Source organism: Sphingopyxis sp. LK2115 (assembly GCF_014595975.1).
Lineage (GTDB): Bacteria > Pseudomonadota > Alphaproteobacteria > Sphingomonadales > Sphingomonadaceae > Sphingopyxis.
Window position 1 is genome coordinate 19,501 of sequence record NZ_JABWGQ010000040.1, and the last position, 21,422, is coordinate 40,922.

Below are 21,422 nucleotides of genomic sequence, written 5' to 3' on the forward strand. Positions count from 1 at the left end.
ACCATGAAAGCAATGAAGGGAAAAGGTTAATTTTGGTTTAACCCGCAGGAATCCACGAGTCGCGCCTTATTTGCAACAGTCGGACATCGCCTTTTCACCCCCTGTGGAGCACCGCGTAACGGTCGTTGGCGCGGCTGCAAGAGCGCTTGAGCGTGTCGACGAGATGGTCCGAAAAGGCGCGGACGCGCGCCGGACGCAGCCGCGAAGGGGGCGAAAGAAGGTGAAGATGGGATCGCGGCAGCGACCAGTCGGTGAGGATCGGCACCACCGTCCCCGCGGCGAGCTCGTCGGCCGCTATGAAATCGGGCAGCACGGCAATGCCGCCGCCCGCGACGATCATCGGCACCATGACATCGCCATTGTTCGCGAACAACGGCCCGGTCGGCAGCACCGTCGCCTCTTCGCCCTTGCGCGAAAAATGAAGCGGCACCGCGCGCTGGCGGTGACCGTAGCCGATGAGACGATGACGCGCCAGATCAAGCGGATGGCGGGGCGTGCCATGTTTTTCAAGATAGGCGGGACTGGCGATCACCGACGCCGTAACAGGCGCGATCGTGCGGGCAAGCAGGCTGGAATCGGCGAGCGGCGCGATGCGCAGCGTAAGGTCGATTCCCTCGGCAATCGGATCGTTGCGCGCGTCGCTGAGCATAAGCTCGATCTCGACCGCGGGATGACGGTCGAGGAAAGATGCGAGCACGGGGCCGAGCACCTTGATGCCAAAGCTCATCGGCGCGGCAAGGCGGATCGGGCCGGCGAGGTCGAGCCGGTCGCCGCGCGCCGCCTCGGTCGCCGCGGTCGCGGCGGCAACCATCGCGCGCGCCTCATCGAGCAGCCGCGCGCCCGCGGTCGACACCGCAACGACGCGCGAGCTTCGGTGCAGCAGGGTGATGCCGAGCGACGCCTCCAGCCGCGTCACCGCTTTCGACACGCTCGCCTTCGACAGGCCAAGCGCGGCCGCGGCCGCGGTAAAGCTGCCACCGTCCGCAACGGCGACGAAACAGGCCCAGCCTTCATAATCGGGAAGCGCCATATATTGGCTCCAGCATGGAAACGATGATTTTCCATTTATGCTGTTTCAGAAACAATCCCAATCCCTATTTTGTCCTCAACGCATGAACGCCGCCGGGCACTCCGGCCCAGCGGCGGCAGAGAAAGGACAAGGCCATGATCGACATTCGCAAGTTCGACACGCTGGGCCACGCCGACCATGGCTGGCTTGACGCCCGCCATCATTTTTCCTTCGCGAACTATCACGATCCCGATCGCATGGGCTGGGGCGCGCTGCGCGTGTGGAACGACGATCGGATTGCAGCGCAGTCGGGCTTTCCCCCGCACCCGCATCGCGACATGGAAATCATCACCTATGTCCGCACGGGCGCGATCAGCCATCGCGACTCCATGGGCAACGTCGGCCGCACCGCCGCAGGCGATGTGCAGGTGATGAGCGCCGGCACCGGCGTCACGCACAGCGAGTTCAACCTGGAAGACGAGGAAACGACGCTGTTCCAGATCTGGATCATCCCCGACCAGGCGGGTGGCAACCCCGGCTGGGGCGCGCGGCAATTTCCCAAGGCGGATCGGTCGGGCCGATTCGTGACATTGGCGAGCGGGATCGAAAGCGACGCCGACGCGCTGCCGATCCGCGCCAACGCCCGCGTCGCGGCGGCGACGGTGAACGCCGGGGAAAGCGTGTCCTATGACCTCGAACCCGGACGCCACGCCTATCTGGTCGCCGCCAAGGGGCGCATCCGCGTCAACGGCCACGACGCCGATCCGCGCGACGGCATCGCACTGCGCGACGTCGGCGCGATCGAGGTCGAGGCGATCGACGACGCCGAACTGGTCCTCGTCGACAGCCTGTAATCACCCCCCCCCCGGCCGCCATCCTCCCCGGCGGCGGCCCGCCCGGTGCCGCGGGCTGCCCCGGTTCGCGGCACCCCCTTCTCCCCGCAAGCATCCCCAGGAGCAATCTGATGTCCCATATTCTTCGTATCGACGCCAGCGCCCGCACCAGCGGATCGACCACGCGCCAGCTTACCGACCGACTCGTCGCCCGCCTCGTCGAACAGGGCTATGGCGCGGCGGTCACCACCCGCGACCTGGCGCTGACCCCGCCCGCGCTGCTCACCGAAAGCTGGGTCGGCGCCAGTTTCACCGACGAGAGCGAACGCAGCGACGCGCAGAAAGCGGCGCTCGCCAGCTCCGACGAGCTGATCGCCGAGCTGGAAGCGGCCGACACGATCGTCATCGGCGTACCCGTCTATAATTTCGCGATCCCCGCGTCGCTCAAGGCCTGGGTCGACCTGATCGCCCGCGCCCGTCGCACTTTCCGCTACACCGAAAACGGTCCCCAAGGGCTGCTGAAGGGAAAGAAGGCCTATCTCGTCGTCGCGTCGGGCGGCGTGCCCGTCGGAAGCAACCATGACTTTGCCACCGGATACCTGCGCCACGTCCTCGGCTTTGTCGGCATCACCGATGTCACGATCATCGCCGCCGACCAGCAAATGATGGACGCAGAGGCCATGGCGCGCGCGACATCGGCGATCGAGGCGCTGCAACAGGCGGCTTGATCGGCGGCCTGCAAGAAAAAAGGGCGGTCCGTCGCGGCCGCCCCTTTTCCTGTTCCGGGTTAAGCGCTCCGAACCTATTTGATCTTGCCGCGATTGGCGTAGAGCAGTGCCGCGATCACCGCCGCCGAACCGATTCCGATGCCCGCGGCCGCCGCGGTTTTCCAGCCGCGCCTGGACTTGCCCGCCTCCTTCTCGGCGGCTTCGGCCGCCTCGCGCTGTTGTTGCAACTCGCGCGCGGCGCGCAGCACTTCATTCTCCTGGGCTTCGTCGTCGGCGGGCCTCGGGCTTTGGTCGGTCATCTTGCTCTATGGTCCTTGTCGTCAGGCGAGTGCCTGTTCGACAGGCACATAATCGGTTCCGATCGCTTCGGCTACGGCTGCGAACGTCACCTTACCATTCCAAACGTTCAAACCCTGCGCAAGATGCACGTCGCGTTTCAACGCTTCCTTCCAGCCGAGATCGGCGATGCGCAGCGCGTGCGGCAGCGTGACGTTGTTCAGCGCATAGGTGCTCGTGCGCGCGACCGCGCCCGGCATGTTGGCAACCGCGTAATGGACGATGCCGTCGACCACATAGGTCGGATCGGCGTGCGTGGTCGGATGGCTGGTTTCAAAGCATCCGCCCTGGTCGATCGCGACGTCGACGAGCACCGAGCCGGGCCGCATCGTGCCGAGCATCTCACGCGTCACAAGCTTGGGCGCTTCGGCGCCGGGGATCAGCACCGCGCCGATCACCAGATCGGCCTCGGCGACGCATTCGGCGAGGTTCGCGCGGTTCGAGAAGCGCGTCTTGGCGCGCGCCTCGAAAAAGGTGCCGACGCGTTCGAGCACTTCGGGATCGCGGTCGAGGATGGTGACGTCGGCGCCAAGCCCGGCCGCCATTTGCGCCGCGTTGAAGCCGACGACGCCGCCGCCGATCACGCACACCTTGCCCGGCGCGACGCCGGGGACGCCGCCGAGCAGCACCCCGCGACCGCCATGCGCCTTTTCGAGCGCGGTGGCGCCCGCCTGGATCGACATGCGCCCCGCGACCTGGCTCATCGGTTTGAGGAGCGGCAACCCGCCGTGCGGGCTGGTGACGGTTTCATAGGCGATGCACACCGCGCCCGATTTCATCAGGTCGCGCGTCTGGTCGGGGTCGGGGGCGAGGTGGAGATAGGTATAGAGGATCTGCCCTTCGCGCAGCATCGCGCGCTCGCCTGGCTGCGGCTCCTTGACCTTCACCACCATGTCGCAGGCGGCAAAGATGTCCTCCGCGCTCTGAACGATCTCGGCGCCCGCCTCTTCATAAAAGCGATCATGCGCGCCGATGCCCTCGCCCGCGCCGGTCTGCACCAGCACGCGGTGGCCGTGGACGACGAGCTCGCGCGCGCTTTCGGGGGTCAGCCCGACGCGATATTCGTGATTCTTGATTTCCTTCGGGGTGCCGATGATCATCTTCGCTCTCCACTGTCCTTGGCCATGGCGCGCCCGGTCGGTGCGCGGCGCCTTCCGAAAAGAATAGCAGCAAAGCCCCGCGAGGTGCTTGCATATGATCCTTTGATTCGACAGGTTCGTGCAAGTTTTATGCGCCAGTTCGGGATTTGCTGCACAATGATTGATCGGATCGATGCAAAGCTGCTTCATCTACTCCAGCGCAGGGGACCAAAGCCTGCCGCCGAACTCGGCGAGATCGTCGGGCTGTCGCCGTCGGCTTGCCACCGCCGCATCCGCGCGCTCGAGGCGGCGGGGATCATTACCGGCTATGCCGCGCGGCTGTCGCCCGAACGCATCGGGCTGGGGCTCGACGTCTTCGTCGACATCAGCCTGACCTCGCAGAGCGAGGAGGCGCTGACGGCGTTCGAGAGCGCGGTCAAAAGTTTCGACGAGATATTGGAATGCCAGCTCTTGTCAGGCGCCTCCGATTATCGGCTGCGCGTGGCGGCGCGCAGCGTTGCCGATTTCGACCGGCTGCATCGTCATTGCCTGTCACGTCTGCCCGGCGTGGCGGCGATGCACAGCGCCTTTGCGTTGCGCACGATCAAGGCGTTCGAGGGCTATCCGGTTTCCGCAGCGGGTTAACGGTCGATTTACCAGTCTTGCCGCATATCCCGTTCACCAGTTTCGTGGGACGCAAACGGGCAAAGACCCGCGCGGCTTTGGATCGACCAGGGATGGGATCATGGTGAAGGACAGTCCGATTCACAAACAGCAGATCGAACCGATTTTGATGTCGGAGCGCTTTCCCTATTATGATCTCGACGGTCGGCTGGCCGCAGACGCGGCCGAAATCCATGCCATCGTCGGCGGCCGCGAGGAAGCCGTCGCGCGGGCCTATTGGGATGCGTTCAACAGGCTGCCGAACATGGATCGCCGTGTCGAAGGCGAGCTTTACGACAGCTATGTCCACGGTAGCGCCCGTCACGCGTCGGTCAAATATGCCGACGCGGCCGGACAGGAAGCCGCGACGATCGCCTGTCAGAATACGCATATGGCGCGGCGCGTCAAAATGCCGCTGGCCTCGGTCATGTCGTGCATCGCCGAAAGCCATCGATTGACAATCGAATATGTCGTCGAGGCCTGTATCGGCGATGCCGAACGGCTGGCACGGCTGACGAGCGCCATCAACCGCCTCGCGCTGCTCGAGTTCGACATCATGCAGCGATACGCCAGCAAGCTTGATCGCGCCGTGATTTCCAGCGAACGACAGACGCTCGCGCGCGACTTCGACCGCTCGATCGCCTCGCTGGTGCAGGATACGGAAGGTGTGCGCGAGCAGCTCGCCAAGCAGGCGGCTTCGGCCGACCATGCGGCCAAGGGCATGATCGCCAAGACGAGCGAGGTCGCCGCGGCATCCGAACAATCGGCGATGGCGATGCGCGAAGCGGCTTCGACCGCCGCGGGACTGATCCGCGCGATCGAGGATGCACGCAGCGAAGTCGAAGCCTCGGCCAGTGTCGCGACGCGCGCGTCGGAACAGGCGGGCGAAGCGGTTGCCATGTCCGAGGCGCTGTCGCACCATGCCGAATCGATCGAATCGATCCTGGGATTGATCCGCGAGATTGCCGGGCAGACCAACCTGCTTGCGCTCAACGCCACCATCGAGGCGGCGCGCGCGGGCGAATCGGGTCGTGGCTTTGCCGTTGTCGCGCAGGAGGTCAAAAGCCTGGCCAACGAAACCGCGCGCGCGACCGACGATATCGCGGGCAAGATCACCGCGATCCAGCAGGCGACGCGCGGGTCGGTGAACGCGAATCAGTCGATCCAGCAGACGATCGTCGAAGTCCAACGATCGGCGCAACGCATCCGCGAGGCGATGGACGCGCAGGCGCAGACGGTGACGTCGATCACCGCCGCAGTCGACGAAACCGCGCTGGCCGCCGACAGCATGTCGTCGACGATCGCCAGCATCCGTAACGATTCGGGCATGGTCGCGAGCGAGATCAGCGTGCTGAGTCAGGAGTTCGCCAAGATGGGTGGACGGTTGCAACAGCTCGAACAGGCGGCGAGCGAGTTCAGCCGCCGGGTGGCGTAAACTCGCTTGTTTCATCGTCATCCCGGCGAAGGTCGGGATGACGAGTTTTTGGGGATGCGCCCGCTTGGCAAGCCCGGTCCCGCTGCCTAAAGCCGCATCATGCCAACCCATATCCTGATCACCGGCGCAAGCCGCGGCATTGGCGCGGCGATCGCCAAGGCGCTGAGCGCCGACACAAGGAAGGTGGTCGCGCTGTCGAGCGCCGACGGCGACCTTTCCGACCCCGCGACCCCCGACCTTCTGTGGCAGGCGAGCCTCGACCGGCTGGACGGGCGTATCGACATAATCGTCAACAACGCCGGGGTGTTCGAGGCAAACCCGATCGACGCCGACGACGCCGACTGGCTCGCGAGCTGGAACCGCACGATGCAGGTCAACCTCACCGCCGGCGCACAGCTTTGCCGCCGTGCGGTGCTGCACTGGCAGGCGCGCCGATCGGGCGGACGCATCGTCAATATCGCGAGCCGGGCGGCCTATCGCGGCGACAGCCCCGCGCACTGGCACTATGCCGCATCGAAAGCGGGAATGGTTGCGATGACCAAGACGATCGCGCGCGCCTATGCCAAGGACGGCATCCTTGCCTTTGCCATATGCCCCGGCTTCACCATGACCGGCATGGCCGAAGAGTATCTGGAAAGCCGCGGCGGCGATAAACTGCTCGCCGACATTCCGCTGGGACGCGTCGCGGCGCCCGATGAAGTGGCCGAAGCGGCACGCTGGTGCGCGATGGAGGCGCCCGCGTCGATGACCGGCGCGGTGCTCGACATCAATGGCGCGAGCTATGTGCGCTGAATGAACTGGATCGCTTCCCTCCCCTGCACCCGCGCCGAGGCCGAAGCGCTGTCGGGCGAGATACCGGCACTCGACGCACTGCCCCAGCCCCCGGTGGTGGTTACGCGCGAGGTCGACGAGGATTCGGGGCGGTGGCAGCTCGACGTCTATCTGGACAACAAGCCCGACGCGGCGCTGCTGGACCTTCTACGCTCGCTCGTTCCGAGCGCCAGGGACGATAGGCCGATCGTCGAGCCATTGCCCGACGCGGATTGGGTCACGATATCGCAGCAGGGCCTCGAACCCGTCCGCGCGGGCCGTTTCTTTGTCCATAGCAGCAGCTTTGCCGACCGCATACCGCCTGGCACGACCCCCTTTCTGATCGACGCGAGCCAGGCGTTCGGCACCGGCGGGCACGATACGACGGCGGGCTGTCTTGCGATGCTGGACCGGCTTGCGCGGCGGGGCGGGAATCCGCGCAACATCGCCGACATCGGCACGGGCACCGGTCTGCTCGCCTTCGCAGCGGTGGCGCTCTGGCCGCGCGCGCGGGTGATCGCGTCGGACATCGACCCGGCGAGCATCCTTGTCACCCGCGAAAACGCCGCGATCAACGGCGTCCCGCTGGGTCGCGGCGGCGGGCGGCTTACGCTTGCGGTCGCGCCGGGCACCGACCATCCCGCGATCCGCCACCGCGCACCCTATGACCTGGTCATCGCGAACATCCTTGCCGGACCGCTGATAACGCTCGCCCCCGACATCGCCGCGGCAACCGCGCCGGCTGGCCATGCGATCCTCGCGGGGCTGATCGCGCGGCAGATGGCACCGGTGCTCGCCGCCTATCGCGCACAGGGGTTCCGCCTCGCCGCGCGCGGCGGCAGCGCCGAATGGCCATGCCTGCTGCTCGTCAAGCGCCGCCGTTATGGCTGGCGCCGCAAGGAACGGGCGTTCCACCGGGCGAATCCGGCGGACGCCAGTTTCGGCAGCTGGTAAAAACGTCGCTCTCCCTTCATGGGAAAGGGCATTGTTTACCCGCTTTTCGCGAGGGCATATTCCTGCGTCCCGCGCGTAATCACCCTGTCACCAGGCAGAATGTCGGCAATGGGGATCGGCGGCAACGCTGCGTTCGCGGCATAGAGCGGCGCGAAGTCGGTGTTTACCGTTATGTCGAGCAACTGTTCGAGGCTGTCGATCACAAAATAATTCTGCTGAAAATCGTCAATCCGGTAGTCGGTGCGCATGACACGCGCGAGGTCGAATCCGATGCGGTTCGGGCTGTCCGATTCCAGCGCAAAAATGCTTTCGGCGTAGGAGGAAACGATGCCCGCGCCATAGATGCGCAAGGCCCCGGCTTCGCGGATCAGTCCGAACTCGACCGTATACCAGTAAAGCCGCGCCAGCTGTTTCAGCGCATCGAACTTCAGGCTGCGCAGGCCTCCTTCGCCATAAGCCACCATATAGTCGGCGAACACCGGGTCGGCGAGCATCGGGACATGACCGAACACGTCATGAAAGACATCGGGTTCCTGAAGATAATCGAGCTGGTCGGGGGTCCGAATGAAATTGCCCGCGGGAAAGCGCCGGTTCGCCAAATGGTCGAAAAAAACGTCGTCGGGCACCAGTCCCGGCACAGCGACGACCTGCCACCCGGTCGCCGCCATCAGCCGCGCGTTGAGCTCGCGGTAATCGGGAATCCCCGGCTTTTCGAGCTTGAGCACGTCGATGCCGCGCAGGAATGCCTCTGAAGCGCGTCCGGGCAGCATCGCCGACTGGCGCGCGAACAGCTTGTCCCACATCGCATGTTCGTCGGCGGTGAAGGCGTCCCAATTCTGCGGAATCGTCCAGTCGGCAGCGGCGCCCGGCGGCGGCGTTTCGTGAACATGGGTAAAACCATCTTTCATGAACCATGACCTATCATGAACTGGTTTCAAAAGAAACCATTTATGCGCGAGCCACCCCCAGCCAGGCGGCGGCGCGCGGCAGGCGCGGAATGATGAGCCGATCGACAATCCATAGCAAGACCAGCGATGCGGCGAGCAGCGGCAACAGCGCCGCGAGCAGCAGGGTGATCGCCGCCACGCCTTTGAGCCTGGCCGGATCGCGCGGCAGCGGCGGCGCGCCCAGCATGTCCTCCGGCTTGCGACGGCGCCACATCAGGAACCCCGATACCGCGACAATCATCAGCATCAGCGCGGTGAGCACCCCGATCAGCTGGCTGACGATCCCGAACAGCGCGCCCTCGTGCCAGGCGACGCCGATGCCGACGATGCGATCGATGACATGCTTGTCGGCAAAGCCGCTGCGCGACACCTCGATCCCGGTCACGACGTCATAGCTCACCTTGCGCACCAGCGGGCGGTTCTGCGTCTGGGTGGTCAGCGTCCAGGCGTTGCCATTGGGCGGCCCGAACATATTTGGCGCCCCCGGCGGCTGGATGATCACCGGCGCAGGCAGATTTTCGTTTCGCGCGCGCAACACGATGCGGTCGAGCGGGACGCGCGGCGTATCGTTCGCGACCGGCGCGGGCGTCGCCTTTGCCACCGCGCTGTGGTCATGCGCGGCGTGATGGCTGGCATGACCGCCGCTTTTCCAGTCCTGAGCGCCCTGCACCCAACCCATTTCGGCGCGCACTGCGCGAAAGCCCTGCGCCCAGACATCAGTCCACGGCAAGGCGGTGAGCAGCAGCACCAACGCCAGCCCCGACACCCAGAAACCGGTGACGGCGTGCAGGTCGCGCAGCGCCGTGCGACCGCCCAGCCGCAGCCGCGGCCACACGACCCCCGCCGGCCCGCGCCCGCGCGGCCACCACAGATACAGTCCGGTCAGGATCATCACGATCGCCCAGCTTGCCGTCAGTTCGACAATTATGCCGCCCGCGCGCCCAATCAACAGGCTGCCATGGATTTTCGCCAGCCACGCCGAAATGCGGTCGTCGGGATTGACCGATCCGATCACTCGGCCCCGCGGCGCGACCGCGACATCGCGCATCGTGCCATTTGGCAGGCCGACACGGACGATCGCCGCATCGCCCGGCGCCTCTGGCACCCGGTAATAATGAAAGCTGGCGCCGGGAAAGGCGGCGAGCGCCGCCGTCACCTGCGCGTCGGCGTCGACTCGCTCGGCGACCGGCAGGCCGCGCCATTCACGCTCCTGCCACCGGTCCAGCTCAGGCTTGAACAGATAGGCCGCGCCCGTCACCGACAGCATAAGGATAAAGGGGATGACGAACAGCCCGGCATAAAAATGCCAGCGCCAGATCGTGCGATAGAGCGGAATGCGGCAGATGTCAGCCATCCCCTGTTCCTCCCCTTTAGAAGCGCGCGCGAATGCCGGCGGACAGCGCGCGGCGCTCGACGGGGTAATAGATCGCCGATGCCGGGGTCACGGTGATCGCGGCGCTGATGTCGCCGATCGCCTTCTTGCCGGTGATGTTGCGGACATCGACAAAGGCGTCGATGCCCTCGGCAACCCGCGCCCCGCCGGTCACGCCCAGCAAGGCATAGCCGGGTGTCTGGACGAGGTTGCGATAGTCGGCGAACGGTCCATCGGGCACCCACTCGACATTCGGCGCGATATGCAGCGCGTCGCTGCCGATCCGCGCTTCGGCCCGATAGACATGCTTGGGCACCACCGGCAGGCGGTTGTTGCCGAACTGGCTGTCACCCCGAAAGCGGAAGTCGCTGCAGGTATAAACCTGCCGTAGCCGCAGCCAGCCCGTCGGCGCGATTTCCAGTGCCGCCTCGACCCCCTGATGCAGCGTGCGATCGGCGTTGAAGGTCGCTGCCGGAATGCTGGCGTTGGTGGTGAATTGCAGCAATTCGCCCCTCAGCGTCGAGCGATAGAACGCGACGTCCCAGCGGACGACCCCGGCCTTGCCGCGCGTCCCGACCTCGGCCGTCCACGCCCGCTGCGGGCGAATCGTCGAGACGATCTGGCTGACCGGCGGGGTGCCGATCGTCTGGAACACTTCGCCGAAGCCCGGAAATTCGGCCGAGCGGCTGTAATTGGCAAAGAACTGCACATCGGCGTTCGGTTCGAACAGCACCCCAAGCTTGGGCGAAAAGGCGTCGAAGTCGATCCGCCCGTCGCGCGACGTCGACACATTGACGCGCCGCTTGCGGAAACCGTCAGCATAGACCCCGCCCGCGATCAAGGTCAGCTGACGGGTCGGCCGAACCCGCACCTCGCCATGGATACTGGCGGTGCGGGCGGTCTGGTCGGCATCGAACAGCAGGGCCCCGCGCCATCCGGCGATATTGACATATTGCCGCGCGTCGGTGCTGCCGCGACGCAGTTCGCCGCCCAACGTCACCTCGACAGACCCCGCCGCATAATCGGCGCGGAAAAAGCCGCCGGCGTCGAGCGAATCCTGATCGATTACCTGAAAGATCGGGTGATACAGCGACTTGGCATTGACAAACCCGCCAACGTCGAGCCGGAACGCGCCCCAGTCGAACGAGGTGCGGTTCTGGAGCCGCAGCGACACGATATCGCGCGCCTGATCGCCCGCCACCGCCGCCGCGCTCGCCATGCGCGGCGTGGTCAGCGCCTGAGCGAGGGTCAGCGCGCCGGGGATTTCCTGTTTGATGTCATTGTAACTGGCATAGAAGCGCGTCGAAACCACGTCGCTGAGCTTCAGCCCGACATTGCCGTGAAAGCGAAAGCTGCGCCGGTTTACATGGTCGCGGTCGCCGCTCGATGTATCGGCGCTGACGGCTCCCCATGCATCGACGCGCTCACCGGCGCCGCCCGCCGACACCAGCCCGCGCCAGCTATCGAAGCTGCCGACATCGCCGCGCAGGTAGAAACCCTCGGCGGTGCGCCCGGTCGGGGTCACGCCATTGACCGCACCGCCGAGCGTGCCCGACCCGAAGCGCAAGGCGTTGGCGCCGCGATAGACCTCAAGATGATCGAAAAAGATCGGTTCGAGTTCCTGGAAATCGCCATTGTCATCGGCCAGGTTGATCGGCACCCCGTCCTGCAGCAGCGTGAGCCCGCGCATATGAAAGCCGCGCGACAGCCCCGATCCGCGGATCGAAATGCGAACCTCTTGCCCGTAACGCGGCTGGAGATAGACGCCCGGCGAAAAGGCCAGCGTGTCGCGCAAGCTGACGATCGATTTGTCGGCATAGTCCTGGTGGCGGACGACATCGGTGCCGCCCGCGGTTTTGGCTGCGCGCTGCTCGGCTTGGTCGGCAAGCTGCGGCGCGGTGACGATGATGGTGGCGTCGGCCGCTTCGTCGGCGTGCGCGGGACTGGCGGCAAGGCTGGTGGCGAGCGCCAGCAAGGGCGCCGCGCGAGTGGCGAATATGGTCATGGAAATATCTTCCCCGGAAAACTGGTATGGCGCCGCGCAAGACGGCGCGGCACATCATTCGTCATTCCGGCAAAGGCCGGAATCTCGAAGCTGCGTCAGGGCGCAAGGGCGATAACCCGGCTTTCGCCGGGCTGACGCGATCTCAGCTTAGCGATGGGGGTCCGGTGCTGGGCGGCAGCGGCGATGCGATGCCGGGGGCAAAGCCCGGCGACGGCAGCGCAAGCCGCGCGGGTTCGGGTCCGGTCGCCGCGGCAGCCAGAACCGGTGGGTCGGGAAGGATCGGCGCATGGGCGAGCGCGCCCCACGGGCAATGTTGCTGCCCTTCAATCCTGTCGTGCTCCCCGATTTTTTCGATCGGGATCGTCATCGTCGCGCCGGGATTCGCGGGGTCCGAACAGATGCGCACGGTGATCGACCCGCTTGCATCGCTTTCGATCATCCAGCCCGGCGCGACGAGCATCCGCGCCGCGAGCGCCAGCAGCACCGGCAGCAGAAGCAGGATGCCGGGACGGCGAAAGGCGGCGAGCAGGCTCACGGCGCGCGCCCTATGGCGCGACTGCGCGGCTGGCAAGCGGACAAATTGTCCTGGCGCACGGCCCTCGCAGATTCAGCCCGCCGCCGCGACGATCGCCGCCCATTCGGCCTCGTCGATCACGCGGATGCCGAGCGCCGCCGCCTGCTTGAGCTTCGATCCCGCGCCGGGGCCGGCGACAACCAGGTCGGTCTTGGCGCTGACGCTGCCCGCGGCCTTCGCGCCCAGCGCTTCGGCCTGCGCCTTCGCCTCGTCGCGGCTCATCGTTTCCAGCTTGCCGGTAAAAACGACGGTCTTGCCCGACACCTCGCTGTCGCGCGTTTCGACGATATAGGGCGGCGGCGACACTTCGCAGAGCAGATCGTCCCACAGCGCGCGATTATGCGGTTCGTGAAAGAAGTCGCCGAGCGCTTCGGCAACCGCGGGGCCGATGCCGTCGGCGCGCACCTCCAGAATCGCCTTGATCGCGTCGAGCTTGCGCGCCGCATATTTGCCGTCGGATTCGCCATCTTCCCGCGGATTGGCGGCAATCCAGGCATTGAGTTCGGCAGCCTTGTCGGGAAGCCGCGCGATGTCGCCCAGACCCTTCATCAGGTCGCGCGCGGTCACCGCGCCGATGTGGCGGATGCCCAGGCCGAACAGCAGGCGCGCGGCGTCGGGCTGCCGCTTTGCTTCGATCGCGGCGAACAGATTGTCGACCGATTTTTCCTTCCACCCTTCGCGCGCGATCAATTCGTCGCGGTGCCGGTGCAGCCGGAAAATATCCGCCGGCCCCTTGTCGAGCCAGCCAAGCGCCAGAAATTCGGCGATGCTCTTTTCGCCCAGCCCCTCGATGTCGAGCGCGCCGCGACTGACGAAGTGGCGCAGCCGCTCGAACTTCTGCGCGTTACAGATCAGCCCGCCAGTGCAGCGCACATCGACCTCGCCCTCTTCGGCGACGGCCTCGCTGCCGCACACCGGACAGTGGTCGGGAAAGACGAACGGCGCGCGTTGCTCGTCGCGGGTCAGATTTTCGACGACCTGCGGGATCACGTCGCCTGCGCGCTGGATCACGACGCGGTCGCCGGGGCGCACGCCAAGACGTCCAATCTCATCGCGATTGTGGAGCGTGACGTTGGAAACGACGACCCCGCCGACGGTAACGGGCGTCAGCCGCCCCACCGGCGTCAGTTTCCCCGTGCGGCCGACCTGAATGTCGATCGCTTCCAGCGTCGTCTGCGCGCGTTCGGCGGGGAACTTATGCGCGATGGCCCAGCGCGGCGCCCTGGTGACGAACCCCAACCGCTCCTGCCAGTCGAGCCGGTCGACCTTGTAGACGACGCCGTCGATGTCATAGGGCAGATCGGCCCGCTCGGCCTCGATCGCACGGTAATGGTCCAGCAGTTCGGCGACGTCGCCGCAGCGCCGCAAGCGCGGCGACACGGGCACGCCCCAGCTCTCGATCGCTTTCATCACCGCATATTGGGTGTCGGCGGGCAGCGCGCTCACCTCGCCCCAGCCGTGCGCAAGGAAGCGCAGCGGGCGCGACGCGGTGACGGCGGCATCCTTCTGGCGCAGCGATCCCGCGGCGGCGTTGCGCGGATTGGCGAACTGGCGCGCCTTTTCGGGATCGTCGGCCTCGGTCAGCAGCCGGGCATTGAGCGCGGCGAAGTCGGCCTTCGCCATATAAACCTCACCCCGGATCTCGAACACGTCGGGCGCATCCCCGGTCAGATTCTGCGGGATGTCGGCAATCGTCCGCACATTGGCGGTCACATCCTCGCCGACCGTGCCGTCGCCGCGCGTCGCCGCCTGAACGAGCTTGCCCTTTTCATAACGGAGCGAGCAGGAAAGCCCGTCGATCTTGTCCTCGGCGGTGAATGCAATCGTCTCGCCTTCGCCAAGATTGAGGAAGCGCCGCACGCGCGCCGCAAACTCCTCGACGTCTTCCGCTGCAAAGGCGTTGTCGAGGCTCATCATCCGCTGCGCGTGCGTCACCTTGGCGAGTGGCGAGGCTTCGACCGCGGCGCCGACCTGGACGTTCGGGCTGTCGGCGCGGATCAGGTGGGGAAAGGCCTCCTCCAGCGCATTGTTGCGGCGGACCAGCGCATCATAGTCGGCGTCCGAAATCTCCGGGCTGTCTTCGGCGTGATAAAGTTTGTTGTGTCGCGCGATCTGTTTGGCGAGCCGCATCAACTCGTTCGCGGCTTCGGCCTCGGTCAGCGATTCCATATCCTTCATGGCAGCGCTTTTGCCACCAGCGCGGGCGCGGCGCGAGCCTCAATTCGCAGCGATCACCAGCACATGCACGTGTCGCCGGATGCGAAAGCCCAAGGATTCATACAGCGCGATCGCGCCCGCATTGTCGGCATAGCTGTGCAGGAAAGGCGTTTCGCCGCGCGCGACCATTTCGCGCATGACATGGCCGATCAGCGCGCGCGCCAGCCCGCGCCCGCGGCAATCGGCCCAGGTTGCAACGCCGCTGACCTCTGCCATGCCGGGCATCAGCATCCTTTGCCCCGCCATCGCAAGCAGGCGCCCGTCTTCGCGAACCCCGAAAAAGGGCCCATAACGGTGCGTCGCCGGTCCCCACGGCCCCGGCTGGGCATGATCGGCAAGCGCCGCCATTTCGGGCGCGTCCGAATCGTGCAAAGCGATGATCGTCGGTTCGCCGTCGCGCGCCGCGGGCGGCGGTCCTTCGGCAACCATCTGCGCCAGCACCGCGCGCTTCACCTCGCGCACGCCCGGCGGCACCGGCCAGGGATCGCCCTCGACGATCCAGAGTTCGCCGTCGGCGGGCACCAGCGCAGCAAGGGCCGCCTGCGCCTCGGCGCCCGTATCGGCGGCGACCCCGAACACGCCATAGCCGCGGTCGATCCGCAGCGCCCGCGCGTCGCCCTCGGCCAGATGCGCCTGCCGCCCGGTGAGCATCGACCAGACGGGACGATCGAGGGGGTGGGGCGAGGTCACGCCACCTCCAGCAGCCGCTCTGCCTGGGCACGCGCTTCCTCGGTCACCTCCGCGCCGGACAGCATCCGCGCGATTTCTTCGCGGCGGCCGCTATCGTCGAGCGCGTGGACGCTGGTGCGCGTGATGGTCCCCTCGCTCGATTTGGCGATGACGAAGTGAAAGGCGCCTTTCGCCGCGACCTGCGGGCTGTGCGTCACCGCCAGCAACTGCTTGCCCGCACCGGCCAGTCTTGCCAGCCGCTCGCCGATCGCGCTGGCTACCGCGCCGCCAACACCGCGGTCGATCTCGTCAAAGATAATCGTGTCGGCGCCGCCCTCTTCGGCGAGCGCGACCTTGAGCGCCAGGATGAAGCGCGACAATTCGCCGCCGCTGGCGATCCTGGCAAGCGGGGCAAAGGGCGCGCCGGGGTTGGTCGCGATCAGGAACTCGACGCGGTCCATCCCGTCGGGGCCCCAGCGGTCGGCGGGAAGCCGCTCGACGAGCGTCTGGAAACGCGCCGCGTCGAGCTTCAGGGGCGCCAGCTCGGCCGCCACGGCCGCGTCGAGCCGTGCCGCCGCCTTCGCGCGCTGGTCGGACAGCGCCGTTGCGGCGTGGGTATAGGCTGCCGCCGTTTCGGCCACCGCGGCTTCGAGCCGGGCAAGTCCCGCGCTGCCGCCCTCGATCGCGTCGAGCCGCGCGGCCAGCTCGCCCGCCAGATCGGCAAGCTCGTCGGGCTGGCGGCCATGCTTGCGCGCCATCGCGCGAAGCTCGAACAGCCGCGTCTCGGCCGCCTCGAGCCGTTCAGGGTCATATTCCAGCGCGCGCGCCGCGTCGTGCAGCTTCGTCTCGGCCTCGTCGGCCTCGATGATCGCGCGGTCGAGCGACGCGAGCGCCTCGGCAAGCAGCGGATGGTCGCCCGCAAGCCGGTCCAGTCGCCGCGCCGCGCCGCGCAGCAGCGCAGGGCCGCCTTCGCTGCCGTCGAACGCCTGCATGATCGCGCCAAGATCGCCCGCGAGCCGTTCGCCCTTTTGCATCGCGGCGCGCGCTTCGGCCAGTTCGGCCTCTTCGCCCGGCCGCGGAGCGAGCGCCCGCAGTTCGGCGACGCAATGTTCGAGCCATTCGCGGTCGCGCTCGGCCTCGACAATGGCCGCGCGGGCGGCGGAAAGCTTCGCCTCGGCGGCGCGCCACGCGGCATGGGCGGCGGCGACCGCGGCGGTGTCGGCGCGCGCATAGGCGTCGAGCAGCGCGCGGTGCCCCGCGGGCGCGAGCAAGCCGCGGTCGTCATGCTGGCCATGGATTTCGACCAGATGCGCTCCGACCTCGCGCAGCAGCGCCGCCGAACAGGGCTGGTCGTTCAGAAAGGCGCGGCTGCCGCCGTCGGCTTTCAGCGTGCGGCGCACGATCAACGGCTCGCCGACGCCCTGCGGGATGTCATTGTCGGCCAGCAAGGCCGCAAGCGCGCTGCCCGCGGCGGGCGCGGTGAAGCTTGCGGTGACCTGTGCTTGCCCGCTCCCCTGCCGCACCAGCGCGCTGTCGGCGCGCGCGCCGAGCGCGAGGCCCAGGGCGTCGAGCAGGATCGATTTCCCGGCCCCCGTCTCGCCGGTCAGCACGCCCAGCCCGCCCTCGAAATCGAGGTCGAGCCGTTCGATCAGAACGATGTTGGCGATGGACAATGCGGTCAGCACGCGCCGTCCTTACCGCAGAACAAAGGCAGAATCTATGCGCTCGGTGCGTGTTTCTGCATCAGCTTGTACGCGCGCTCATACCATTCATTGCCCGGATAGTTGGCACCGAGCACCGCCGCCGATTTCTTCGCTTCTTCGGGAATGCCAAGCGCAAGATAGGATTCGGTCAAACGGTAGAGCGCCTCTGGCGCGTGGCTGGTCGTCTGATATTTGTCGACGACCTCGCGAAAGCGGATCGACGCGGCGAGCCAGTTCGAGCTGCGCTGATAGAAACGCCCGATTTCCATTTCCTTGCCCGCGAGATGATCCTGCACCAGGTCGAGCTTCAGCCGCGCGTCGGCGGCATAACGGCTGTCGGGATAGCGGCGGATGATTTCGCCGAGTGCCGCCTGCGCCTGCTGCGTGATCCGCTGGTCGCGCGTCACGTCGCTGATCTGCTCATAATAGCTGAGCGCGATCAGATAATAGGCATAGGGCGCGTCCTTGTTGCCTGGATGGATCGCGAGGAAGCGCTGCGCGGCTTCGATCGCCGGGGTATATTCGCGGTCCATATAATAGCTGAACGAGCTCATCAGCTGCGCACGGCGTGCCCAGGGCGAATAGGGGTGCTGGCGCTCGACTTCGTCGAACAACGCGGCAGCCAGGCCATATTGCCCGCGGTCGAGCCGATCCTGCGCGGCGCGGTAAAGCGTGTTGACGTCGCGCGCGACATAGCGCGTATCCTGCTTGACCCCGCCGCCCCCGGCGCAGGCCGCGAGCATGGGCGTCATCACGAATGCGGCGGCGAACAGGCGCACGGCGGCGCGCGAAGGAGCAAAATGAGTCATGCGCGCGGTATAGCCACAGCGCGGATGAACGCAAAATAAATGATGGGCGCCCCGTCGGGTTTCGACATCGCCTTGCGGGAACAAGCGGCAGGCCGCCTCATCCCGCCTTGACCACACAGCCCGCTGGCGCATCGGCCGGCGCGGGCACGCGGCGCGCCGTCCTGATCGTCACATGCGGGTCAAGAATCTGCCCCGCCATCACCCCCTCGCCTGCGGTGGGCGATATCGGCGCGTTGAAGATTGCTGCGGCGACATCGGCGCCCGCGACGATTTCGCCGAACACGGCAAAACCGGCGCCGTCGCCCCCCGGCGCATCGGCGTCAAAGCCCTTGATGTCGGAGAGCAGCAGGAAAAAGTCGGTGGTTGCGTCACCGGGATTGAGCCGCGCCATCGACAGCGCGCCCTTGCAATTGGTGAGGCCGGTGCTGGTTGTCGGCTCGTGCGCGATGGGCGGGAAGTTCTTTCTTGCATCGCCACGATTGCCCGCCTGGATCAGCTGGTTCGCAGGCCCCCAGCTTCGGGTCGAGCGATAGAATTGGAACCCGTCCATCCGCTTCGTATCGACATAGCGAAGGAAATTGGCGGCGGTGACCGGCGCGCGCTTGTCCTCGATCCGCACGGTAATCGTGCCAAGATCGGTGGTAAGCGCGACATGGGGCCGCGTGTCGACCGCGACGACCGGCGCGACGGGCGCGGGCACCGGCGGCACGGCCGGCGGCAACTGCGTGGCCTGCGGGGGAAGTGACGGCGATTGGGCGGCGAAGAAGAAGATGGCGACAAGGTTCAGCATAACCCCGATCATAAACGCATCTGCGCCGCCGACGCGAGTGCTTTCCTGTCGCCCGGCGACGGGCCGGTCCGCCTTGGGCAGGGACCGGCCTTGTCCATTCCCCACCCCAAAGCCGCCATTCCGCAAAAAAGGGGCCGCCTCTCGGCAGCCCCTTCGCTGTTCGCCTATCGAAAGACTCAGTCTTTCAGAAAGTCGGGCACATGGCCCTGGTCTTCCGGGCCTTCGCTGCGTTCACGGCGGGACCCGCGATCGCCGCCGTCACGACGCGGGCCACGGTCGCGGCCGCCGCGGCCGCGGTCGCCGCGGTTCTCGCCGTCACGCCGCGGACCGCGATCACCGCGCGGTTCACGCGCCGGGCGGGTATCTTCGAGTTCCTCGCCAGTATCCTGATCGACGACGCGCATCGACAGGCGAACCTTGCCGCGCGGATCGATCTCGAGCACCTTGACCTTGACCTCCTGCCCTTCGGACAGGACGTCGGTGACCTTTTCGACACGTTCATTCCTGATTTCCGAAACATGGACAAGGCCGTCCTTGCCGCCCATGAAGTTCACGAACGCCCCGAAATCGACAAGATTGACGACCTTGCCGTCATAGATTTTGCCGACTTCCGCTTCCTCGACAATGCCCGCGATCCATTTGCGCGCCGCCTCGATCTGGTCGAGGTCGCTCGACGAAATCTTGATGAGGCCTTCGTCGTCGATGTCGACCTTGGCGCCGGTGGTCGCGACGATCTCGCGGATCACCTTGCCGCCGGTGCCGATGACGTCGCGGATCTTTGCCTTGTCGATCTGCATCGTTTCGATCCGCGGCGCGTGCGCCGACAATTCGCTGCGGACTTCGCCGAGCGCCTTGTTCATCTCACCCAGGATGTGCGCGCGGCCTTCCTTGGCCTGCGCGAGCGCAGCCTCGAAGATTTCGCGCGTGATGCCCGCGATCTTGATGTCCATCTGCATCGTGGTGATGCCTTCGGACGTGCCCGCGACCTTGAAATCCATGTCGCCAAGGTGATCCTCGTCGCCCAGAATATCGCTGAGGATCGCATAATCCTTGCCCTCAAGGATCAGGCCCATCGCGATGCCCGACACGGGACGCTTGATCGGCACGCCGGCGTCCATCATCGCGAGCGAACCGCCGCACACCGACGCCATCGACGACGAACCGTTCGATTCGGTGATGTCGCTGGTCAGACGGATGGTATAGGGGAACTCATCCTTCGTCGGCAGCACCGGATGCAACGCCCGCCACGCAAGCTTGCCATGACCGACTTCGCGGCGGCCGGGCGCGCCAAAGCGGCCGACTTCACCGACCGAATAGGGCGGGAAGTTATAGTGCAGCATGAAATGCTGATACGACAGCCCGTTGAGACCATCGATCATCTGTTCGGCATCCTTGGTGCCGAGCGTGCAGGTCGCGATCGTCTGCGTCTCGCCACGGGTGAACAGCGCCGAGCCGTGCGCGCGGGGCAGGAAGTGCGTTTCGGCGACGATCGGGCGGATCTGCGTGGTGGTGCGGCCGTCGATGCGCTTGCCTTCCTTCAGGATCGCGGTGCGGACGATTTCGGCTTCGAGCTTCTTGGTAAGCTTGATTCCCGCCATCACGGCCTGCGGGTCGAGCCCGTCCTCGGCGAACATCGCCTTCGCCTTGTCGCGCGCGGCATTGAGCGCGTTCGAGCGCGCCGACTTGTCGGTGAGCTTGTAAGCGGCGGCAATATCCTTGCCGATCAGCTTCTTGAGCTTGTCCTTGAGCGCGGCATTGTCGTCCGAAGGTGCGATCTCCCAGGGATCCTTCGCGGCCTGTTCGGCAAGCTTGATGATCGCCTTGACGACCTCCTTGCACGCATCGTGCGCGAACATCACCGCGCCCAGCATGACCTCTTCCGACAGCTCATTGGCCTCGGATTCGACCATCATCACCGCGTCGTGCGTCGCCGCGACGACCAGGTCGAGGTCGCCTTCGGCAACCTGTTCGTCGGTGGGGTTAAGGATATATTCGCCGTTCAGATAACCGACGCGCACCGCGCCGATCGGGCCCATGAAGGGGACGCCCGAAATGGTGAGCGCGGCCGATGCGGCGACCATCGCGAGGATGTCGGGCTCATTGTGGCCGTCATAGCTCAGAACCTGGGCAATGGCGTTGATTTCGTTATAGAAACCTTCGGGAAACAGCGGGCGGATCGGGCGGTCGATCAGGCGGCTGACCAGGGTTTCCTTTTCGGTCGCGCCGCGCTCGCGCTTGAAGAAGCCGCCGGGGATGCGCCCTGCGGCTGAATATTTTTCCTGATAATGGACGGTGAGCGGAAAGAAATCCTGCCCCTCCTTCACCGACTTCGCGGCGGTCACGGCGCACAGCACGACCGTTTCGCCCAGCGTCGCCATCACGGCGCCGTCGGCCTGACGGGCAACCTTGCCCGTTTCGAGCGTCAGCGTTTCACCGCCCCACTCGATCGATACTTTTTTCACGTCAAACATGCTTTTTCCTTCGCCCGC

At 66.2% G+C, this 21,422-nt stretch carries 19 protein-coding genes; 6 read left to right on the forward strand and 13 right to left on the reverse strand.

Annotated features, from left to right (window positions below; genetic code table 11):
- Positions 1 to 94: 94 nt before the first annotated feature.
- The gene (locus HUW43_RS07425; RefSeq protein ID WP_188236794.1) at positions 95 to 1,030 is read right to left on the reverse strand and encodes a LysR family transcriptional regulator; all 936 of its coding nucleotides are present in this window, start codon (positions 1,028 to 1,030) and stop codon (positions 95 to 97) included.
- A gap of 134 nt (positions 1,031 to 1,164) precedes the next feature.
- On the opposite strand from HUW43_RS07425, the gene HUW43_RS07430 reads away from it, so the two are divergent.
- Positions 1,165 to 1,863, forward strand: a complete 699-nt coding sequence (locus tag HUW43_RS07430) for a pirin family protein (RefSeq protein ID WP_188236795.1) — start codon at positions 1,165 to 1,167, stop codon at positions 1,861 to 1,863.
- Between the two features lie 110 nt (positions 1,864 to 1,973).
- The gene (locus HUW43_RS07435) at positions 1,974 to 2,570 is read left to right on the forward strand and encodes an FMN-dependent NADH-azoreductase (protein ID WP_188236796.1); all 597 of its coding nucleotides are present in this window, start codon (positions 1,974 to 1,976) and stop codon (positions 2,568 to 2,570) included.
- A 74-nt stretch (positions 2,571 to 2,644) separates the two neighbouring features.
- Here the strand turns inward: HUW43_RS07435 and HUW43_RS07440 are convergent, their stop codons facing one another.
- Positions 2,645 to 2,869, reverse strand: coding sequence for a hypothetical protein (locus HUW43_RS07440; RefSeq protein WP_188236797.1), 225 nt, complete (start codon positions 2,867 to 2,869; stop codon positions 2,645 to 2,647).
- 21 nt (positions 2,870 to 2,890) lie between these two features.
- A complete protein-coding gene (gene ald / locus HUW43_RS07445) occupies positions 2,891 to 4,006 on the reverse strand; it encodes an alanine dehydrogenase (protein WP_188236798.1) in 1,116 nt (371 codons plus the stop codon).
- 156 nt (positions 4,007 to 4,162) lie between these two features.
- Here ald and HUW43_RS07450 point away from each other — a divergent pair, with 156 nt between their 5' ends.
- The 4 genes from HUW43_RS07450 (at position 4,163) to HUW43_RS07465 (ending at position 7,847) form a co-directional block, all read left to right on the forward strand.
- The gene (locus tag HUW43_RS07450) at positions 4,163 to 4,630 is read left to right on the forward strand and encodes an Lrp/AsnC family transcriptional regulator (RefSeq protein WP_188236799.1); all 468 of its coding nucleotides are present in this window, start codon (positions 4,163 to 4,165) and stop codon (positions 4,628 to 4,630) included.
- A 100-nt stretch (positions 4,631 to 4,730) separates the two neighbouring features.
- Positions 4,731 to 6,083: a methyl-accepting chemotaxis protein gene (locus HUW43_RS07455; protein ID WP_188236800.1), complete on the forward strand. Its 1,353-nt coding sequence runs from the start codon at positions 4,731 to 4,733 to the stop codon at positions 6,081 to 6,083.
- A gap of 99 nt (positions 6,084 to 6,182) precedes the next feature.
- Positions 6,183 to 6,875, forward strand: a complete 693-nt coding sequence (locus HUW43_RS07460) for an SDR family NAD(P)-dependent oxidoreductase (protein WP_188236801.1) — start codon at positions 6,183 to 6,185, stop codon at positions 6,873 to 6,875.
- Positions 6,876 to 7,847, forward strand: a complete 972-nt coding sequence (locus tag HUW43_RS07465; protein ID WP_188236802.1) for a 50S ribosomal protein L11 methyltransferase — start codon at positions 6,876 to 6,878, stop codon at positions 7,845 to 7,847.
- Positions 7,848 to 7,882: 35 nt separating this feature from the next.
- Here HUW43_RS07465 and phhA read toward each other — a convergent pair whose 3' ends face one another.
- The 10 genes from phhA to pnp all read right to left on the reverse strand — a co-directional run bounded on the left by phhA (position 7,883) and on the right by pnp (position 21,404).
- Positions 7,883 to 8,755, reverse strand: coding sequence for a phenylalanine 4-monooxygenase (gene phhA, locus HUW43_RS07470; RefSeq protein WP_188236803.1), 873 nt, complete (start codon positions 8,753 to 8,755; stop codon positions 7,883 to 7,885).
- A gap of 40 nt (positions 8,756 to 8,795) precedes the next feature.
- The gene (locus HUW43_RS07475; RefSeq protein WP_188236804.1) at positions 8,796 to 10,148 is read right to left on the reverse strand and encodes a PepSY-associated TM helix domain-containing protein; all 1,353 of its coding nucleotides are present in this window, start codon (positions 10,146 to 10,148) and stop codon (positions 8,796 to 8,798) included.
- Between the two features lie 16 nt (positions 10,149 to 10,164).
- The gene (locus HUW43_RS07480) at positions 10,165 to 12,171 is read right to left on the reverse strand and encodes a TonB-dependent receptor family protein (RefSeq protein ID WP_188236805.1); all 2,007 of its coding nucleotides are present in this window, start codon (positions 12,169 to 12,171) and stop codon (positions 10,165 to 10,167) included.
- A gap of 142 nt (positions 12,172 to 12,313) precedes the next feature.
- Positions 12,314 to 12,706 (reverse strand): hypothetical protein, encoded by a 393-nt coding sequence (locus tag HUW43_RS07485; protein WP_188236806.1) that lies wholly within the window; start codon positions 12,704 to 12,706, stop codon positions 12,314 to 12,316.
- A 72-nt stretch (positions 12,707 to 12,778) separates the two neighbouring features.
- The gene (gene ligA / locus HUW43_RS07490; RefSeq protein WP_188236807.1) at positions 12,779 to 14,923 is read right to left on the reverse strand and encodes an NAD-dependent DNA ligase LigA; all 2,145 of its coding nucleotides are present in this window, start codon (positions 14,921 to 14,923) and stop codon (positions 12,779 to 12,781) included.
- 39 nt (positions 14,924 to 14,962) lie between these two features.
- Complete coding sequence (locus tag HUW43_RS07495; RefSeq protein WP_317450840.1) at positions 14,963 to 15,652, reverse strand: GNAT family N-acetyltransferase; 690 nt, start codon at positions 15,650 to 15,652, stop codon at positions 14,963 to 14,965.
- Complete coding sequence (gene recN, locus HUW43_RS07500) at positions 15,649 to 17,316, reverse strand: DNA repair protein RecN (protein ID WP_188236808.1); 1,668 nt, start codon at positions 17,314 to 17,316, stop codon at positions 15,649 to 15,651. Before recN ends, HUW43_RS07495 begins: the two co-directional genes overlap by 4 nt.
- 32 nt (positions 17,317 to 17,348) lie before the next feature.
- Positions 17,349 to 18,143 (reverse strand): outer membrane protein assembly factor BamD, encoded by a 795-nt coding sequence (locus tag HUW43_RS07505; protein WP_188236809.1) that lies wholly within the window; start codon positions 18,141 to 18,143, stop codon positions 17,349 to 17,351.
- A 97-nt stretch (positions 18,144 to 18,240) separates the two neighbouring features.
- Positions 18,241 to 18,945, reverse strand: a complete 705-nt coding sequence (locus HUW43_RS07510) for a peptidylprolyl isomerase (RefSeq protein ID WP_188236810.1) — start codon at positions 18,943 to 18,945, stop codon at positions 18,241 to 18,243.
- A 164-nt stretch (positions 18,946 to 19,109) separates the two neighbouring features.
- A complete protein-coding gene (gene pnp / locus HUW43_RS07515) occupies positions 19,110 to 21,404 on the reverse strand; it encodes a polyribonucleotide nucleotidyltransferase (protein ID WP_188236811.1) in 2,295 nt (764 codons plus the stop codon).
- Positions 21,405 to 21,422: the final 18 nt, after the last annotated feature.

Coding starts and splice junctions, on each gene's coding strand:
- HUW43_RS07425 (WP_188236794.1), bottom strand. CDS start 1,030: ATGGCGCTTCCCGATTATGAAGGCTGGGCCTGTTTCGTCGCCGTTGCG.
- HUW43_RS07430 (WP_188236795.1), top strand. CDS start 1,165: ATGATCGACATTCGCAAGTTCGACACGCTGGGCCACGCCGACCATGGC.
- HUW43_RS07435 (WP_188236796.1), top strand. CDS start 1,974: ATGTCCCATATTCTTCGTATCGACGCCAGCGCCCGCACCAGCGGATCG.
- HUW43_RS07440 (WP_188236797.1), bottom strand. CDS start 2,869: ATGACCGACCAAAGCCCGAGGCCCGCCGACGACGAAGCCCAGGAGAAT.
- ald (WP_188236798.1), bottom strand. CDS start 4,006: ATGATCATCGGCACCCCGAAGGAAATCAAGAATCACGAATATCGCGTC.
- HUW43_RS07450 (WP_188236799.1), top strand. CDS start 4,163: ATGATTGATCGGATCGATGCAAAGCTGCTTCATCTACTCCAGCGCAGG.
- HUW43_RS07455 (WP_188236800.1), top strand. CDS start 4,731: ATGGTGAAGGACAGTCCGATTCACAAACAGCAGATCGAACCGATTTTG.
- HUW43_RS07460 (WP_188236801.1), top strand. CDS start 6,183: ATGCCAACCCATATCCTGATCACCGGCGCAAGCCGCGGCATTGGCGCG.
- HUW43_RS07465 (WP_188236802.1), top strand. CDS start 6,876: ATGAACTGGATCGCTTCCCTCCCCTGCACCCGCGCCGAGGCCGAAGCG.
- phhA (WP_188236803.1), bottom strand. CDS start 8,755: ATGAAAGATGGTTTTACCCATGTTCACGAAACGCCGCCGCCGGGCGCC.
- HUW43_RS07475 (WP_188236804.1), bottom strand. CDS start 10,148: ATGGCTGACATCTGCCGCATTCCGCTCTATCGCACGATCTGGCGCTGG.
- HUW43_RS07480 (WP_188236805.1), bottom strand. CDS start 12,171: ATGACCATATTCGCCACTCGCGCGGCGCCCTTGCTGGCGCTCGCCACC.
- ligA (WP_188236807.1), bottom strand. CDS start 14,923: ATGAAGGATATGGAATCGCTGACCGAGGCCGAAGCCGCGAACGAGTTG.
- HUW43_RS07505 (WP_188236809.1), bottom strand. CDS start 18,143: ATGACTCATTTTGCTCCTTCGCGCGCCGCCGTGCGCCTGTTCGCCGCC.
- HUW43_RS07510 (WP_188236810.1), bottom strand. CDS start 18,945: ATGATCGGGGTTATGCTGAACCTTGTCGCCATCTTCTTCTTCGCCGCC.
- pnp (WP_188236811.1), bottom strand. CDS start 21,404: ATGTTTGACGTGAAAAAAGTATCGATCGAGTGGGGCGGTGAAACGCTG.